Origin of the sequence: Streptomyces sp. NPDC020965 (genome assembly GCF_044333555.1) — a bacterium.
Classification (GTDB): Bacteria; Actinomycetota; Actinomycetes; order Streptomycetales; family Streptomycetaceae; genus Streptomyces.
Map to the genome: position 1 here is coordinate 501,286 of NZ_JBIRRE010000001.1, position 16,827 is coordinate 518,112.

At 71.0% G+C, this 16,827-nt stretch carries 8 protein-coding genes and 1 pseudogene; 7 read left to right on the forward strand and 2 right to left on the reverse strand.

Annotated elements, in window-relative coordinates; translation table 11 throughout:
* The first annotated feature begins 3 nt into the window (after positions 1-3).
* The 4 genes from ACH4S7_RS02175 (at position 4) to ACH4S7_RS02190 (ending at position 6,058) form a co-directional block, all read left to right on the forward strand.
* Complete coding sequence (locus ACH4S7_RS02175; protein WP_398519128.1) at positions 4-3,144, forward strand: alpha-N-acetylglucosaminidase; 3,141 nt, start codon at positions 4-6, stop codon at positions 3,142-3,144.
* 139 nt (positions 3,145-3,283) lie between these two features.
* On the forward strand, positions 3,284-4,183 hold the full coding sequence (locus ACH4S7_RS02180; RefSeq protein ID WP_398519129.1) for a metal-dependent hydrolase: 900 nt from the start codon (positions 3,284-3,286) through the stop codon (positions 4,181-4,183).
* Positions 4,184-4,185: 2 nt separating this feature from the next.
* Entirely contained in the window at positions 4,186-5,253 is a 1,068-nt protein-coding gene (locus tag ACH4S7_RS02185; protein WP_398519130.1) for a PDR/VanB family oxidoreductase, read from the forward strand.
* Between the two features lie 55 nt (positions 5,254-5,308).
* On the forward strand, positions 5,309-6,058 hold the full coding sequence (locus ACH4S7_RS02190; RefSeq protein ID WP_398519131.1) for a TetR/AcrR family transcriptional regulator: 750 nt from the start codon (positions 5,309-5,311) through the stop codon (positions 6,056-6,058).
* 142 nt (positions 6,059-6,200) lie between these two features.
* On the opposite strand, the gene pulA is transcribed toward ACH4S7_RS02190, so the two are convergent.
* Together pulA and ACH4S7_RS02200 are read right to left on the reverse strand one after the other, a co-directional pair.
* On the reverse strand, positions 6,201-11,522 hold the full coding sequence (gene pulA / locus ACH4S7_RS02195; protein WP_398520000.1) for a pullulanase-type alpha-1,6-glucosidase: 5,322 nt from the start codon (positions 11,520-11,522) through the stop codon (positions 6,201-6,203).
* A 264-nt stretch (positions 11,523-11,786) separates the two neighbouring features.
* Positions 11,787-13,166, reverse strand: a pseudogene (locus ACH4S7_RS02200) (alpha-amylase family protein); the annotation flags it as partial.
* Between the two features lie 354 nt (positions 13,167-13,520).
* Here ACH4S7_RS02200 and ACH4S7_RS02205 point away from each other — a divergent pair.
* The 3 genes from ACH4S7_RS02205 to ACH4S7_RS02215 all read left to right on the forward strand — a co-directional run bounded on the left by ACH4S7_RS02205 (position 13,521) and on the right by ACH4S7_RS02215 (position 16,807).
* Positions 13,521-14,819 carry an extracellular solute-binding protein gene (locus ACH4S7_RS02205; protein ID WP_398519132.1) on the forward strand — a complete coding sequence of 433 codons (1,299 nt, stop codon included), beginning with the start codon at positions 13,521-13,523 and terminating at the stop codon, positions 14,817-14,819.
* 201 nt (positions 14,820-15,020) lie between these two features.
* Positions 15,021-15,962, forward strand: coding sequence for a carbohydrate ABC transporter permease (locus tag ACH4S7_RS02210; RefSeq protein ID WP_398519133.1), 942 nt, complete (start codon positions 15,021-15,023; stop codon positions 15,960-15,962).
* A complete protein-coding gene (locus tag ACH4S7_RS02215; protein ID WP_398519134.1) occupies positions 15,959-16,807 on the forward strand; it encodes a sugar ABC transporter permease in 849 nt (282 codons plus the stop codon). The genes ACH4S7_RS02210 and ACH4S7_RS02215 overlap by 4 nt, the downstream gene beginning before the upstream one ends.
* The last annotated feature ends 20 nt before the right edge of the window (positions 16,808-16,827 follow it).

Consider the following 16,827-nt stretch of genomic DNA (forward strand, 5'->3'; position numbering starts at 1 on the left):
CCGATGGCCGATCTGTCGAGACGTACGGTTCTGGGCACCGCGGGAGCGGTGGGCGTGGGTGCGGCCATCGCCGGACACCCCGCGGCGGCCTCCCCCGCGCACAGCCACAGGCCCAGCCCCAGCAACAGCGGCAGCGGCAGCGGCAGCGGCAGCGGCAGCGGCAGCGGCAGCGGCAGAACCGATGTGACACCGGCCCGCGCCGCACTCCGGCGACTGCTGCCCCGGCACGCGGACCAGCTCCTGTTGCGGGAGGTCGACGGCCCCGAGCGCTTCCGGGTCACCGGCTCCCCCGGGCGGATCGAGATCGCGGGCACCTCCCCCGCCGTCCAGCTCACCGGGGTCCACTGGTACCTCAAGTACGTCTGCCGGGCCCATATCTCGTGGTCGGGCTCCCAGCTCGACCTCCCCGACCGGCTGCCCGCCCCGGGCCGGCCGCTGGAGCGGTCGGCGACGGTGCCGCACCGGTTCGCGTACAACGACACCCACGACGGCTACACCGCCCCCTACGCCGACTGGGCGCGCTGGGAACGGCTGCTCGACGTCCTCGCCCTGCACGGCTGCAACGAGGTGCTGGTGACACCCGGCCAGGAGGCCGTCTACCACCGGCTGCTGCTCGATTTCGGCTACCCGGACGCGGAGGCCCGCACCTGGCTGCCCGCACCGTCGCACCAGCCGTGGTGGCTGCTCCAGAACATGAGCGAGTACGGCGGCCCGCTCTCCCCCGCGCTGCTCGCCGCCCGTACAGAGCTGGGGCGGCAGATCACCGAGCGGATGCGGGAGCTGGGGATGCGCCCGGTACTGCCCGGGTACTTCGGCACGGTCCCCGACGGCTTCGCCGACCGCAACCCCGGCGCCCGGGTGGTCCCCCAGGGCTCCTGGAACGGACTGCGCCGCCCGGACTGGCTCGATCCGCGCACCCCGGTCTTCGCCGAGGTCGCCGCGGCCTTCTACCGCCATCAGCGCGACCTCTTCGGCGAGGTCGACCTCTTCAAAATGGATCTGCTCCACGAGGGCGGCACGGCCGGGGACGTCCCGGTCGCCGACGCGGCCCGCGCGGTCGAATCCTCGCTGCGGGCCGCCCGCCCGGACGCCACCTGGGTGATCCTCGGCTGGCAGTCCAACCCCCGGCCCGGCCTGCTCGACGCCATCGACACCAGCAAGGTGCTGATCGTGGACGGGCTGTCCGACCTGGACTCGGTCGGCGACCGCGAGAAGGAGTGGGGCGGCGCCCCGTACGCCTTCGGCACCATCCCCAACTTCGGCGGCCGGACGACGATCGGGGCCAACACCGACCGGTGGACCGAGCGGTTCACCGTCTGGCGGGACCGGCCGGGCAGCGCGCTCGCCGGTACGGCCTATATGCCGGAGGCCGCCGAGCGCGATCCGGTAGCGCTGGAGCTCTTCAGCGAGCTGGCGTGGCGGGCGGAGAAGATCGACCGGAAGGCGTGGTTCGCCGAGTACGCCACGGTCCGCTACGGCGGCGACGACCGGTCCGCGCGGGCGGCGTTCGCCGCCCTCGCCACCACCGCGTACCAGCTCACCAGCACCGACGGACGGCCGTACGACTCGCTGTTCCTGCGCCGCCCGAGCATCACCTCCGCCATCGGCACGGCCTTCGACCCGGCGGGGTTCGACCGGGCGCTGACGGCGCTGCTGGCGATCGACCCGGCGCTGCGCGGCTCGGACGCCTACCGCCACGATCTGACGGATGTGGCCCGGCAGGCGCTGGCGAACCGCTCCCGGACCCTCCAGCTCCCGCTGCGGGCCGCGTACGCGAACGGGGACGTGGCGAACTTCCGGGCGCTGTCCGCGCTGTGGCTGCGGCTGATGCGGCTGGCCGACACCCTGGCGGGCTGCCATCGAGCGTTCCTCCTCGGCCCCTGGCTCGCGGACGCCAAACGGCTGGCGACCAGCCCGGAGGAGGCGGTGGAGCTGGAGCGCACCGCCCGGGTGCTGATCACCACCTGGGGCGACCGGGTGGTGGCGGGCCATCTCAGCAACTACGCCAACCGCGACTGGCAGGGACTGATCACCGATGTCCATCTGCCGCAGTGGGAGGCGTATCTGACCGAGCTGGCGGCGGCGCTGGAGGAGGGGCGGGCCCCGCAGCCGTTCGACTGGTACCCCGGCGAAGAGGCATGGACCCGGGACCGGCGTCCGTATCCGGTGCGGCCGACGGGCGACGCCCACCGGACGGCGCAGCGGGTCCACGAGACCCTGGCGGCGGCGCCCTATCAGGGGTTCGCCGAGGTCACCGCAGAGCCGGCCGCCTTCCAACCGGGCGGTACGGGCACGGTGACGGCGGCCTTCCGCAATCTGAACGGGTTGCGCGCGACGGGCCCCGTCGACCTCGCCCTGACCGGCCCCACCGCCGAACCACTGGGCCGGAGCCGACTCCCGAGCGTCGGCGCGGGCGCCACCGGCGCGGTCTCCTGGCGGGTGACGGCCCCGGCCGAGCCGCTGACGGAACCGCTGCGCCCCTTCCCGTACGAACTGACGGTGCGGTACGGCCCCGAGGGTGGCGACCGGGTGACGGTCACCCAGCGGGGTGAGCTCCAGGTGGCCGCGCCGCTGGCGCCCGGCTGGCAGGTCTTCACCAGCAACGCGGCGGTGTTCGGGCAGTTCGGCGACCGGTTCGCGATCAACGGCGCGGGCGAGGACCTGTGGCGCGGCACGGCCCGGTTCGGTACGGCGTACCGGCCGGGGGCGATGCTGCCGGGCACCCGGGTGGTGCTGCGGGTGGACGCCCAGGACCCGACGGCGCCGTGGGCGAAGGCGGGCATCGTGGTCCGCGACGCGCTGGCGGTCACCCCCGGCCACCGGGTGGCGGGTTTCCTGAATCTGGCGGTCACCCCGGGCCACGGGGTGGCGCTGTCGTACGACGCGAACGGCGACGGTTCGCTGGACACCCGCCGTCGGGTGACCGGGGTGCGGGCACCGGTGCTGCTGCGGCTGACGCGCGGCGACGGCGGCTCGTTCACGGGCGAGTACTCGGCGGACGACGGCGCGAACTGGCGGACGGTGGGCACGGTGTCGGTGCCGGGGAGCCCGGCCGCGCGGGACGTCGGGTTCTTCATGACCGCCACGAACGGGGGCGGTGGGACGCGCGGCACGGCCCGGTTCAGCGGCTGGGAGCTGAGCTGACGCCAACTCTTGCCCGGCCGGGCCTGACGCCAACTCCCCACCGGCCGGGGCTGACGCCAACTCCCGCCCGGCCGTCCAACGCCCGGAAATGTTCTCCGGGGCCCTGTCGCGCACGCTTACCCATCAGTACATTGACGTCATGTCTCATAACCGACCCGAGCCGGTGACCTCGGAGCGGATCGAGCTGAAGGCGCGCGAGGTCTCCTTCGACTGGGCGGAGACCCCCCTCCACTGGATCCCCGGCGACCCCTTCGCCACCCACACCATCAATGTGCTGCACCTGCTGCTCCCGGCCGGAGAGCGCTGGTTCGTCCATGTCTACCAACAGGTGCTACCCCGCGTCCGGGACGAACGGCTGCGCGCGGACGTCATCGGGTTCATCGGCCAGGAGGCCATGCACTCCCAGGCCCACGACGACGTACTGCCCCACCTCAAGCGCCTCGGCCTCGACCCCACCCCGTACACCGCCCAGGTCGACTGGCTCTTCGAGAGACTCCTCGGCGACCGCACCCTGCCGCCCGGTGGACCCCGCGAGTGGTGGCTCATGGAGCGGGTGGCGCTGATAGCCGCGATCGAGCACTACACCGCCTTCCTCGGCGACTGGGTGCTCAACGCCGACGAGCTGGACCGGCGCGGCGCCGACCCCACCATGCTCGATCTGCTGCGCTGGCACGGCGCGGAGGAGGTCGAGCACCGCTCGGTCGCCTTCGAGCTGTTCACCCATCTCGACGGCGGCTACCGACGCCGCGTCCGCACCTGGGCCACCGCGTTCTCCGCGCTCGTCTTCCTGTGGCAGCGCGGTGTGCGCTTCTTCATGGCGAACGACCCGTCCCTGACCGACGGCAGGGCGACCTTCCGCCAGTACCACCGCGCGGGCCGGGCCGGATTGCTCCCCGCCACCCCGGACCTGCTGCGCTCCGTCCCCCGCTACCTCAGTCGCGCCTACCACCCCTCGCAGGAGGGTGACACCGCCCAGGCCATCGCCTACCTCACCACGTCACCGGGTGTGCGCCCGCCCGGCCCGAGCGGAGGCCACTGACGATGCCCCGCACCCTGACGGTGGCCCTCGTCGCGGGCGCCGCGCTGCTCACCCGGAGGGCGCTGCGCCGCCGGGTCGCGCACTCACCGCTCTGGCCGCTGCCCGCCCTGGCGGAGCCGGTATCGGGCCGTGGACGCCCCGCGCCCCGGGGCGCCACCACCCCCCGCCGGGTCCTCGTCACCGAGCGCACCTCCCCCGCCGAAGGCGTCGTCCAACTGCGGCTCGAAGGCGCCGACCTGCCGCCGTGGGAGCCGGGTGCCCATCTCGACCTGGTGCTGCCCTCCGGGCTGGTACGGCAGTACTCACTCTGCGGCGACCCGGCCGACACCGGCGCTTACACGGTGGCGACCCGGCTGGTCACGAACGGCCGGGGCGGCTCCCGCGAGGTCCACGAGCTGCTCCAGGAGGGCGCCGAGGTCGGTGTCCGGGGCCCGCGCAACCGGTTCCCGCTGGTCACATCCCCCGCGTACGTCTTCGTGGCGGGCGGGATCGGCATCACCCCGCTGCTGCCGATGGTGCGGGCTGTGGAAGCGGCGGGCGCGGAGTGGCAGTTGCTGTACTGCGGGAGGTCCCGGGCGTCGATGCCGTTCCTCGACGAGGTCGAGAAGCTGGGTGCGGCGGGCGGACGGGTCACGGTCGTCGCGGCCGACGAGCGGGGCAGGGCGGAGCTGTCCTTCCTGCGCTCCACCCCCGACGGCACCGCCGTCTACTGCTGCGGCCCCGACGCGCTGATGGACGTGGTCGTCGCGACGCTGCCCGAGGACCGCCCGCCGCGGCTGGAGCGGTTCGCCGCCGCCGTGGGCACCGGGGACGCCTTCGAGGTCGAACTCCACCGCTCGGGCCGTACGGTGCGGGTCGCCGCCGACCAGTCCGTGCTCTCCGCCGTCCGGACCGAGCTGCCCGACCTTGCCTACTCCTGCGCCCAGGGGTTCTGCGGCACCTGCCAACAGCGCGTGCTCTCCGGTGACATCGATCACCGGGACGGACTGCTCACCGAGGCCGAACGGGCGGACACCATGCTGATCTGTGTCTCCCGCTGCCACGGCGGCAGGCTGGTCCTCGACCTCTGACGCTGGAAGACAGCCCTTAGAACAGTTGCACGGGCCCGGTCGGTAGGGTGTTCGCATGACGACCGGGGTACGCCGCAGGATGGGCGTCGAGGAGCGTAGGCAACAGCTGATCGGCGTGGCGCTGGAGCTGTTCAGCGCCCGCTCCCCCGACGAGGTCTCGATCGACGAGATCGCCGCCGCGGCCGGGATCTCCCGCCCGCTCGTCTACCACTACTTCCCCGGGAAGCAGAGTCTGTACGAGGCGGCGCTGCGACGGGCCGCCGACGAGTTGGCCGCCCGGTTCCAGGAGCCGCACGAAGGCCCGCTCGGTGCGCGGCTGCTGCGGGTGATGGGCCGTTTCTTCGACTTCGTGGACGACCACGGGACCGGTTTCTCCGCGCTGATGCGCGGCGGTCCGGCGGTGGGCTCGACCACGGCACACGCCATGATCGACGAGGTCCGGCAGGCTGCGTACGACCAGATCCTGTCCCATCTGGGCATCTCCGAGCCGCCGGTGCGGCTGGCGCTGGTGGTGCGTTCCTGGGTGTCGCTCGCGGAGTCGACGGCGCTGCTCTGGCTGGACGGCCGACGGATCCCGCGCGCGGAGCTGGAGTTGCAGCTCGTGCACGACTTCGCGGCGCTCTGCGCGGTGAGCGCGGCGTACGACGACGAGATGGCGGCGGTGGTCCTGACGATGCTGGCGGGCGAACCGCTGGCGGGCCCGCTCGGCGAACTGGTGGAACGGCTGATGCGGATCGCGCCCGCGCTGGGGGTGACGGTGCCGCTGCCGGTGCCCGCGCCGCGCGCGGAGCGGCACGAGAGCTGACCCCCGGCGACCGGGGCCCGCCCCGGACGGCCGGAGCCCCGGACCCGGACCGCCGGGGGCCCCACCCCCCGTCGCCCGGCCCGGAAACCCCCGCGCGGCCGGTCCCGGGAACCCGGGACCGGCCGCGCGGGGAACGACCCGGTCAGCCCCGGGTGAAGACGGCGACCGTCCGCGCCGGGACCTCGAAGGTGCCCGACTCCTTCTCATACGCCGATGTCCTGACCGTACGGTCCGCGCCCGCCGCCTGGACGGGGTGCAGGGCGTACGGCCGACCCGCGAGATCGGCGATCCGCTGGGTGTGCCGCTCGGGCGTGGCGTTGAGGACCACGACCAGGTTCCCGGCCTTCATGGTGATCACACCGGGTGTCTCGGCCTTCCCGGAGAGCGGGAAGGAGACCGTGGACTGCACAGCCGCGGCCGAGTCCAGCCCGAGCGCGGGCTCGGTGGTCCGGATGGTCAGCAGATCCCGGTAGGCCGCCGCCGTGCCGTCGATCTGCGCACAGCCGACCGTCAGGGACGGGGCGGTGAGCAGCGGCTTGGCGTGGGGCCACTTGTCCTGGTTGTCGGCGGCCGGGGGCAGTCCCCGACCGAAGCCGTTGCCGTCCCGGCAGTCCCACTGGATGGCGTTGTACCAGTCACCGCTGTCGTAGGAGTTGCGGTCCAGCGACTTGGACCGCAACAGCTCCGAACCGGCCTGGGAGAGCGCCGGCCCCTGGGAGAGCACCGCCGTCGCCATCGCCAGGGTCTGCATCCTGGCCCGGTCGTCCGGTGAGGTGCCCTTCGGCAGCTTGAAGGCGAGGGCGTCGTACAGGGTCTCGTTGTCGTGGGCGTCCGCGTAGCCGACGGCGTCACCGGGTACCGCCGCGTAACCGGCCGGGGCGCCGTTGTAGTCGACCTCGGACCCCTTGACCGTACGGCCCAGGGTGTCGGTGAAGGTGTACGAGGCGAGACCGCCGGTCAGCCCGACCTTGATCAGGTCCTGGTAGTGCAGCAGCCGCGCCTTCTGCTCGGCGGGAGTGCCCTGGGAGACGGCCGGGTTCGGGTCGGTGTAGAGGCCGGAGGCGAAGCCCTGCACGCCCGGGTCCTCGTCGAAGGGCCCGCCGCCGCGGACCGCGTCCCGGGCCCGGTCGGAGAAGGTGGCGATGCCCGTCCCGGCCATGTGCTTCTGGGTGGCCTGGACGAAGCGGGCGTCGTCGGCGATCTCGCCGAAGTTCCAGCCCTCGCCGTAGAGCAGGATCTTCTTCCCGTCCACGCCGTCCCGGGCGGGTGTCAGCGCGTCGAGGGCCGCGCGGACCGCGAGCATGTTGGCCTTGGGGTGGTGGCCCATCAGATCGAAGCGGAAGCCGTCGACCTTGTACTCCTTCGCCCAGGTGACGACGGAGTCCACCGCGAGCTTGCCCATCATGGCGTTCTCGGGCGCGGTGTTGGCGCAGCAGGTGGAGGTGGCGACGCCGCCGTCGGCGAGGAGCCGCTGGTAGTAGCCGGGCACGATCCGGTCCAGGACCGACTTCTCGGACTGGCCGCTGGCGACGGTGTGGTTGTAGACGACGTCCATGACGGTGCGCAGTCCGCTGCCGTTGAGCCCCTGGACCATCTTCCGGAACTCGACGGTGCGCCGGGTGCCCTCGGGGTCGGAGGCGTACGAGCCCTCGGGGACGGTGTAGTGCAGCGGGTCGTAGCCCCAGTTGTAGGCGTCCTTCGCGGCGGCCTTGGCGACGCACGCCTGCTGTTCGGCCGAGTCGGGGGCGTACACCTTGAGGTCGCAGGCGGGGGTGAGCTGGTCGGACTTCCGCTCGGGGATGGTGCCGATGTCGAAGGCAGGCAGCAGGTGGACGTAGGAGGTGCCACTCTTGGCGAGCGAGGTGAGCCGCTTCATCCCGGCCGACGCGCGGTCGGTGAAGGCGAGGTACTGGCCGGGGTGCTTGGCGGTGCGGTCCGCGACGGAGAAGTCACGGATGTGAAGTTCCTGGATCTGCGCGTTCCGCAGCGGGACGGCGGCGGGCTTCTTCAGCGCGCCCCAGCCCTTGGGGGCCAGCTTCGGGTCGGTGAGGTCGACCAGCAGGCTGCGGGCCGAGTCGGTGGTCAGGGCGGTCGAGTAGGGGTCGGTGACCTTGTTGGTGACCCGTTTGTGGACGCTGGGCGCCCAGACGTCGACCCGGTAGCGGTAGGGCTTGCCCGTCCAGCTCTTCGGTCCGGTCACGGACCAGACGCCGCTGGTGTCGTCGCGGCGCATCGCCACGGCCCTGCCGTCGAGTTCGAGGGAGACGGTGCGGGCGGTGGGCGCCCAGAGGGAGAGCGTGGGACGGCCCCGGTCGAAGACGGGTCCGAGGGCGGCCCCGGTCGCCTTCTTCGCGTACAGGGCGTCGAGCACGCCCGCCGTCTGCACACCGGTGGCGGCCAGCAGTGCGCCGTTGGCGGCCCGCTGGGTGGCGATGAGCTGGCCGCGCAGGGAGTCCCGTACCCGGTCGCGGTCGCGCGGGTCGACGGTGAACGCCGGATACTCCTTCAGGTGCGGGTACTTCGCCTTCTGGGCGTCGGTCAGACCGGTCGGGCCGAGCCGCAGCCAGCGGCCCTCGTCGCTGAGCGCGCCGCCCACGACGGTGATCGGGCGGTCGCCGGGCGCGTACACGAGCTGCTGGCTGGTGGCCTCGGTGGCCTTCACCTTCCAGACGACCGTGTTCCGGTCGATCCACTGGGCCTCGGCCTTGCCGAGGTCGAGCGTGGGTACGGCACCGGCCTGCGGCAGCAGGTACTTCTGCTGCCCGGCGAGCAGCCAGACCTCGTTGCCGTGGGTGGCCAGGTCCAGCGACTGGTCGGTGGACAGGTCCTTCTCGTCGCCCTTGTGGAGGATGTAGCTGAGCGAGGTGGCGCCCGGTGCGAGCGGGACCTCGAAGGTCGCCCCGTACGCACTCTGGCGGACCGGCATCAGCGGCTTGGACCAGTCGGTCGGGTTCGCGGCGCCGTTCCAGGTGTGCAGGCCCCAGCCGGTGTAGTCCCCGTCGGGCCGGTTGTAGTGCAGGACCGCCTTGGTCTTGTCCTGCGGCGGGTAGGCGCCGTCGGGCGCGCGGTCCGCCTGCCCGTCCTTGCCCTGCGCGATCCACACCTGACCGGTGCGGGCGAGCGGGACGGTGCGCTGCGGGCCGTCGGCGGTGCCGTTCTTCTCGACGGTGTACGGGACGGTCGCGGCGCCCTCGGGGAGCTTGACCCAGGCGAACGCGCCGTAGGCGTCCCGTCCGGTGAAGGCGGCCTTCCCGCCTGCGGTCTTCAGCTCCCAGCCGGCGTAGTCGCCGTCGGGCCGCTGGTAGTGGACGACCGCGTGGTCGCGTTCGACGGCCACCGGCTTCTCGGGCGGCGGGAGCTGGCCGGAGGTGGTGGAGCCGAGCGCGCCTGCCGTGCGGCCCGCCGCGTCCACGACGACCGCCTTGTAGCGCAGCGGGGTGCCGGGCGCGAGCTTCGGGTCGAGGTACTGGGTGACCCGGTAGGGCACGTGGTCGGCGGAGCCGAGGGTGCGCCACTCGCCGTTGCCGGTCTGGGCGGCGAAGACGACGCGGCCGAGCTCTCCGCCGTCCGCGTCGGCGGAGATCTCCACGGTGCCGGTGGCGCCGGCGGCCGGGAGCTTCAGGCTGATCGTCGGCGCGGCCACCGGCTTGGGCTGCGGCTTGTCCGCCCGCAGCACGACGGAGGAGAGCGCCGGCACGGTGACGGTGAGCCGGCGCGCCGCGTCGGTGCGGGCCGTGGTGACGTCCCCGTAGACCGGCCGGAAGGTGGTGTTCGCGGTGCCGGTGGTCAGGGTGACGGTCTGGGGCGCGGTGCCGTTGTTCACCGCCACCAGGTATTCGTACGGCCGCTTGGCGTCGGTGCGCGAGTGGGCGTGGACCGAGCCCTCGGCGTACCGCTGGCGCTGGACGCCGTCGCGCAGCGCCGGATGGGCCTTGGTCAGCTTCGCCAGGGCGGCGATGGAGCGGTAGATCGGGTGCTTGGTGTCGTACGCGTCGGAGGCGTGCGTACGGTCGGTGCCGAGCTGGTCGTCGTCCAGGTATGCGGCGGTCTTCGAGGCGAAGAGGGGCTGCCGGGCGTCCTTGTCGCCGCCCGCGCCGGTGAAGCCCTGTTCGTCGCCGGAGTAGACCACCGGGTTGCCGCGCGAGAGGAACATCAGCTCGTTGGCGAGCCGGGCGCGCCGCACCAGTTCGGCGTCGTCGGCCTTCGGGTTGTCCTGTTTGAGGAAGGTGCCGATCCTGCCCATGTCGTGGTTGCCGAGAAAGCTGACCTGCTCATAGGCGTTGGCCCGGTCGCTGGTGTAGCGGTAGTCCTGGGCGAAGACCTTGGCCAGCCGGTCGGCGGGGGCACCCTGGGAGGCGACGGCGCGGGCCGCGTCCTGGAAGGGGAAGTCGAGGGTCGAGTCCAGCTTGCCCCGGGTGACGTAGGGGGCGGTGATCGCCGGGTCGGCGGCGAAGATCTCCCCGAACATGAAGAAGTCGTCCCGGCCCTGCTTGGCCGCGTAGGCGTCGAGCGCGGTGGCCCACTGGGTCCAGAACTCCATGTCGACGTGTTTGACGGTGTCGATCCGGAAACCGTCGATGTCGAAGTCGCGGACCCACTTCTGGTAGATCCGCTCCATGCCCTTCACGACCTCGGGCCGCTCGGTCCACAGATCGTCCAGGCCGGAGAAGTCGCCGTACTCGGCGCTCTCGCCCGCGAAGGTGGAATCGCCCCGGTTGTGGTACATCGTGGGGTCGTTGAGCCAGCCGGGCACCTTGCCCGTGTCGCGGGGCTTCGGCGTGTACGGGAACGAGTCCGCGTCCACCGGGGGGACGCCGGCCCGGTCGTCGAAGGGGCGGCCGGTGCGGTCGAGGTAGGGGTGGGCGCCCTTGGGCTGGTAGCCGTACTTCTTCTCGGCGTGGTCGATGGTGTCGGCGGTGTGGTTGGTGATGACGTCGAAGAAGACCTTCATGCCCTTGGCATGGGCCTTGTCGATGAGGGTCTCCAGGTCCTGGTTGGTCCCGAAGTGGGGGTCGACCTGGGTGAAGTCGGTGATCCAGTAGCCGTGGTAGCCGGCCGAGGCGTCCTTGCCCTCGCCCTGCACTGGCCGGTTCTTGAAGATCGGGGCGAGCCAGATGGAGGTGGTGCCCAGATCCTTGATGTAGTCGAGCTTCCGGGTCAGGCCCTTGAGGTCACCACCCTGGTAGAAGCCCTTGTCGGTGGGGTCGTATCCGTGCTGGAGGCGCGATCCGGTGAGCCCGCCGCGATCGTTGCGGGGGTCGCCGTTGGCGAACCGGTCGGGGAGGACGAAGTAGAACTGCTCCCGGGTGAGGTCGTGCCGGGCGGGCTCGGCGGCGAGCGCCGCGTTCGACGGGGGCTTGGGTGGCTTGGCGGGCCTGGCCGTCGTGGCGACGGCGGCCCCGCCGGGCAGGAGCGTGGCGAAGAGGGCGGCGGTCACCGTGACCACCGCCGTTCTCGGGCGTATCAAGATGCTTCTCCCTTGGAGGGGTTGCTCCACGCATGGCGGAGACAGCGGAGGCAGAGGGGCCGGCGACAGCCGGAGGCGGCTGACGGCAGCCGGAGAGAGGGGCCGGGGGCGGGAACGCCCGGGGCCCCTCGGGAAGGGAGACGGACGGAAGTACGGGGGCCTGAGAAACCGGTCCTCAGGTCCTCAGGTCCTCAGGTCCTCAGGTCCTCAGGTCCTCAGGTCCTCAGGTCCTCAGGTCCTCAGGTCCTCAGGTCCTCAGGTACAGCTACGCGCCCCCACGTGCAGCGCCACCGCCGTCTTCGGCCCGAGCGCCGCCGTGAACCGGCCCGCGCCGTCCACCGTCACCGACCGGCCGGACTGCACATCGCAGTACCCCCCGGCGGGCAGCCCGGTCTGGAACGTCCGGGTCAGTGACGACGGCTCGTGGTTGATGACGGTGTACGCCTTGGTGCCCCGGCCGAAGGCGATCTGGTCGCCGCCGTTGTCCCACCAGTGGCCGACCGCCTCACCGCGCGCCGTGTTCCGGAACGCGACCATCGAGGAGATCTCCCGCCAGGCGTGCTGACACTTCCAACCGTCGACCCAACAGGCGTCCACCCGACCGCCGTTCGGCGGGCCGGCGTCCTTGTCGGTCCACTCGTAGCCGGAGTGCACATCGGGTGCCCCGTACGGCCAGGCCAGCATGAAGACGTTGGCGAGTGTGTAGTCGGCGCCGTCCTTGTAGCTGAGGGTGTCGCCGCCGCGCTCGGTGTCGTGGTTGTCGACGAAGACGCCCGCCTTTCCGGTGGGCAGATGGCCCCAGCCCTCGCCGAAGTTCTTCAGATAGGCGAGGTTCTCGCGCTGGAGGACCCGCTTGAGGTCGCGGGCGTACCGGAACTCCTGGACATCTCCGTTGCCGAGGTATTCGGCCGGTGCGACGGCCTCGCCGTCGCCGTGTATCGCCTCCTGCTTCCAGTAGACGTCGGGCCTGGTCAGCCGGGACTTGATGGCGGCGAGGTCGGCGGCGGGCATGTGCTTGGCCGCGTCGATCCGGAAACCGTCGACGCCGAGCGAGAGCAGATCGTTGAGGTAGCCGGCGATCCGCCCCCGTACGTACTCCTCACCGGTGTCCAGATCCGCGAGCCCGACCAGTTCGCAGTGCTGGACGTTCCAGCGGTCCCGGTAGTTCTGGATGGGGGCCCGGCAGTCGTCCAGGTCGAAGCCCGAGTAGATGCCGGGGTAGGTGTACTTCGTGTACGACGACCCACCGGTGCCGGTGCCGTCCCCGGCCGCCATGTGGTTGATCACCGCGTCGGCGACGACCTTCACCCCCGCCGCGTGGCAGGTGTTCACCATCCGGGCGAAGGCGGCCCGGTCGCCGAGCCGGCCGGCGATCTTGTAGCTGACGGGCTGGTACGAGGTCCACCACTGGGCGCCCTGGATGTGTTCCTGGGGCGGGGACACCTGGACGTAGCCGTAGCCGGCCGGCCCGAGCTGATCGGTGCAGGCGCGGGCGACCGAGTCGAAGCGCCATTCGAAGAGGACGGCGGTCACGTCCTTCGTGCCGGGCGGTGCCGCCTGCGCGACGCCGGTGGGCGCCGTGACGGCGACCGCCGCGCCCGCCACCAGGGCGAGTACGGCGGCCAGGGGTCTGCTGGCCATATCTCCTCCTTGCACAGCACTGTGCACGGGCGGGGGAAGTGGCCTCGCGAGACAACGCGTCATGCCTGGAAAGGCCCTTGAACGTTTCTGCCGGTTCTTGCAGAACCACCCTCACGCAACGGCGGTATCCGGCAAGAACTGTCTGGCGCAGACCGTAGGAGCAGCACTGACCAGCGGTCAAGCCCCCGGACATACGCAGGACATCAGCAGGACACAGGGAGGTCACAACATCGAAATCTTGCCATTTTCTTTCTGCAAGGCCTTTCGCAAAGTCTTGCAACACTGTTAGCTTCACGCCGCAGCAGCAGCCCCGCCCGAGGACAGGCAGGGCCTGACCTCAATGAGGAGTTCATGATGCGCAGGGGCACCACGGTCGCCGCGATAGCGGGCGTACTGGCTCTGACCGCCACCGCCTGCGGCGGCGACAGCGGCGGCGGCGACAGCAGCGGCAAGAAGGCCGCCGAGGACCCGGGGAGCGTGAGCGGGTCCATCACCTGGTGGGACACCTCGAACGAGGCCGAGGGGCCGACGTACGACAAGCTCGTCAAGGCGTTCCAGGACGAGTACCCGAAGATCCGGGTGACCCGGACCTCGGTCTCCTTCGACCAGGCCGAGCAGAAGTTCAAGACCGCCGCCCAGTCGGGCAAGGGCGCCCCCGATGTGATCCGTACCGATGTGGGCTGGTCGGCCGGTTTCGCCAACCTCGGCTACCTCCAGCCCCTCGACGGCACCCCCGCGCTGGACGGCGCCGCCGACTTCCTCCCCGGCCCGCTCGCCACCGCGAAGTGGAAGGACGAGACGGTCGGCGTCCCGCAGGTGACCGACACCCTGGGTCTCCTCTACAACAAGGAGATCTTCAAGCGGGCGGGCATCACCAAGCCCCCGGCCACCTGGGACGAGTTCATCGCGACCGCCAAGACCATCAAGGCGAAGACCGGTATCACCGGCACCCAGCTCAACCCCGAGGGCTACTTCTCGCTGCCGTTCCTCTACGGCGAGGGCGGCGACATGCTCGACGTCGACGCCCAGAAGATCACCGTGAACTCCCCCGAGGCCGTCAAGGGCATGGAGACCGCGCTCAAGCTGGCCCGGCCCGACGTCGCCCTCAAGCCCGCCTCCACCGATGGTTACGTCGCGGCCCAGACGTCGTTCAAGGACGGCAAGATCGCCATGGTGATCAACGGCCCGTGGTCGGTCTCCGACAGCTACGGCGGCAAGGCGTTCAAGGACAAGGCCAACCTGGGCATCACCGGCATCCCGGCCGGCGCCACCGGCAAGGCCGCGGCCCCCATCGGCGGCCACAACTACTCGGTCTACCGCGGCTCCAAGAACAAGGACGCTTCGTACCTGTTCCTGAAGTTCATGGCGTCGGCGAAGAGCCAGGAGCTGACCGCCAAGGAGATCAACACCCTGCCGACGCGGAAGTCCGCCTACACCGCCGCGGTCACGGCCGACCCGGCGAAGAAGGCGTTCCAGCAGGCGCTGACCGTCGCGAAGACCCGCCCGGTGATCCCCGGCGTCGGTGACCTCTTCGTCGCCTTCGACCAGCACTACGTGAAGATCCTGCGCGGTGACGTCTCCCCGCAGAAGGGTCTGGACGCGCTGGCCGAGGACTGGAACTCCAAGCTCCTCAAGGACTACAAGATCGGCTGAGGCCGCACCCGGGAGCCCCCCGGGAGCCCCCCGGACCTCCCAGGGGCTCCCGGGGCATTCCCAGGACCTCGTGGGCCCTTCCCCGAGGCCCCCAGTCGCCGGTCCGGCCGGCTGACGGATCCACCGTCCGCGGGGCGGCCGGGTCCGACGCGTCCAGCCGGCCGGACCGGTCCCCCGTGTCCCACCCCCGTACGGAGAGAGATGAGCACCCTCATAGTCAGGACCAAACGGTCCTTCGCCACCCACTGGTACGCGTGGGCCATGGTCCTGCCCGTGGTGATCGTTCTCGCGGTGCTCGTCGGCTATCCGCTGGGCCGCGGTATCTATCTCTCGTTCACCGACGCCAACGAGGCCAACATCGGCCGCACGATCGGTGACTTCAGCGTCCCGGCGACGTACCAGTTCGTCGGGCTCGACAACTACTGGAACATCCTCTCCGGCAAGGAGGGGTCGTTCTATCCCCGGCTGATGTGGACGGTCGTCTGGACCGCGAGCTGTGTGGTGCTGCACTACACCATCGGGCTCGGACTGGCGCTGCTGCTCAACCGGAACATGCGCGGCCGGTCGATGTACCGGGTGCTGCTGATCCTGCCGTGGGCGGTCCCGGCGTTCGTCGCCGCCTTCGCCTGGAAGCTCATGTACAACTCCAACAACGGGGTGTTCAACGAGCTGCTCGCCAAGGTCGGCATGGGGCCGGTCGACTGGCTCGGCGACCCGTTCATCCAGAAGCTGTCGGTCATCGCGGTGAACACCTGGCTCGGGGTGCCGTTCATGATGGTCGCCATCCTCGGCGGCCTCCAGTCCATCCCGCGCGAACTCCACGAGGCCGCCGAGATGGACGGCGCATCGCCCTGGCAGCGGTTCTGGAACGTGACGATGCCCGGTCTGCGGCCGATCAGCTCCACCATCGTGCTGCTGGGCACCATCTGGACCTTCAACATGTTCCCGATCATCTATCTGGTGATCGGGCAGGCCGGTGGCACCGAGAGCGAGATCCTCGTGACCTACGCCTACCGGCTGGCCTTCCAGGGCGTACGGGACTTCGCGGGCTCCGCCTCGTACGGCATCGTGATCCTCTCGCTGCTCCTGGTCTTCACCGTCTTCTACCGCGGAATGCTCAAGCGTCAGGAGGCAGCCAAGTGAGCACCGTACGCGTACGACAGCGGGGGCAGCGGTCCCGCGCCACGTCCGTCGCCCTGCACGCGACCCTGATCGTGGCGTCGATCATCGCCCTCTTCCCCATCGTCTTCATCCTGCTGGTCTCGATCCGCGGTGAGAACGGCTGGACCCACCCCATGGAGATGGAGGGGTTCACGCTCTCCAACTACCGCCATGTGCTGGGTGACACGGAGTTCCTGACCTGGCTGATGAACTCGGCCCTCATCGCGGCCGGCACGATGCTGGTGGGCGTGCTGATCTCGGCGAGCGCCGGGTACGCGGTCTCCCGCATGCGGTTCCCCGGGCACAAATCGCTGATGTGGACGTTCCTGGTCTGCCAGATGTTCCCGGTGGCGGTGCTGATCGTGCCGCTCTACAACATCCTGGGCACCCTGGGCCTGCTGGACAGCTACGGCGGCCTGATCATCACCTACTGCTCGGTGTCCGTGCCGTTCTGTGCCTGGATGCTCAAGGGGTACTTCGACACCATCCCGGTCGAGATCGACGAATCGGGCCGGGTGGACGGGCTGACGCCGTTCGGCACCTTCTGGCGGCTGATCGTGCCGCTCGCGCGGCCGGGTCTCGCGGTGACCGCCTTCTACACCTTCCTCACCGCGTGGGGCGAGGTGGCGTTCGCGACCTCGTTCATGAGCAGTGAGTCCAAGTACACCCTCGCCGTCGGGTTGCAGACCTTCGTCGGCCCGCACCGGGCGGAGTGGGGGCTGATGACCGCGTCCTCCGTGCTGATCATGATTCCGGCCGGGCTGCTGTTCTTCTTCGCGCAGAAGCACCTGGTGGCCGGGCTGACCGCCGGCGGCACCAAGGGCTGACGCCGACCGGGCGCGCGTCG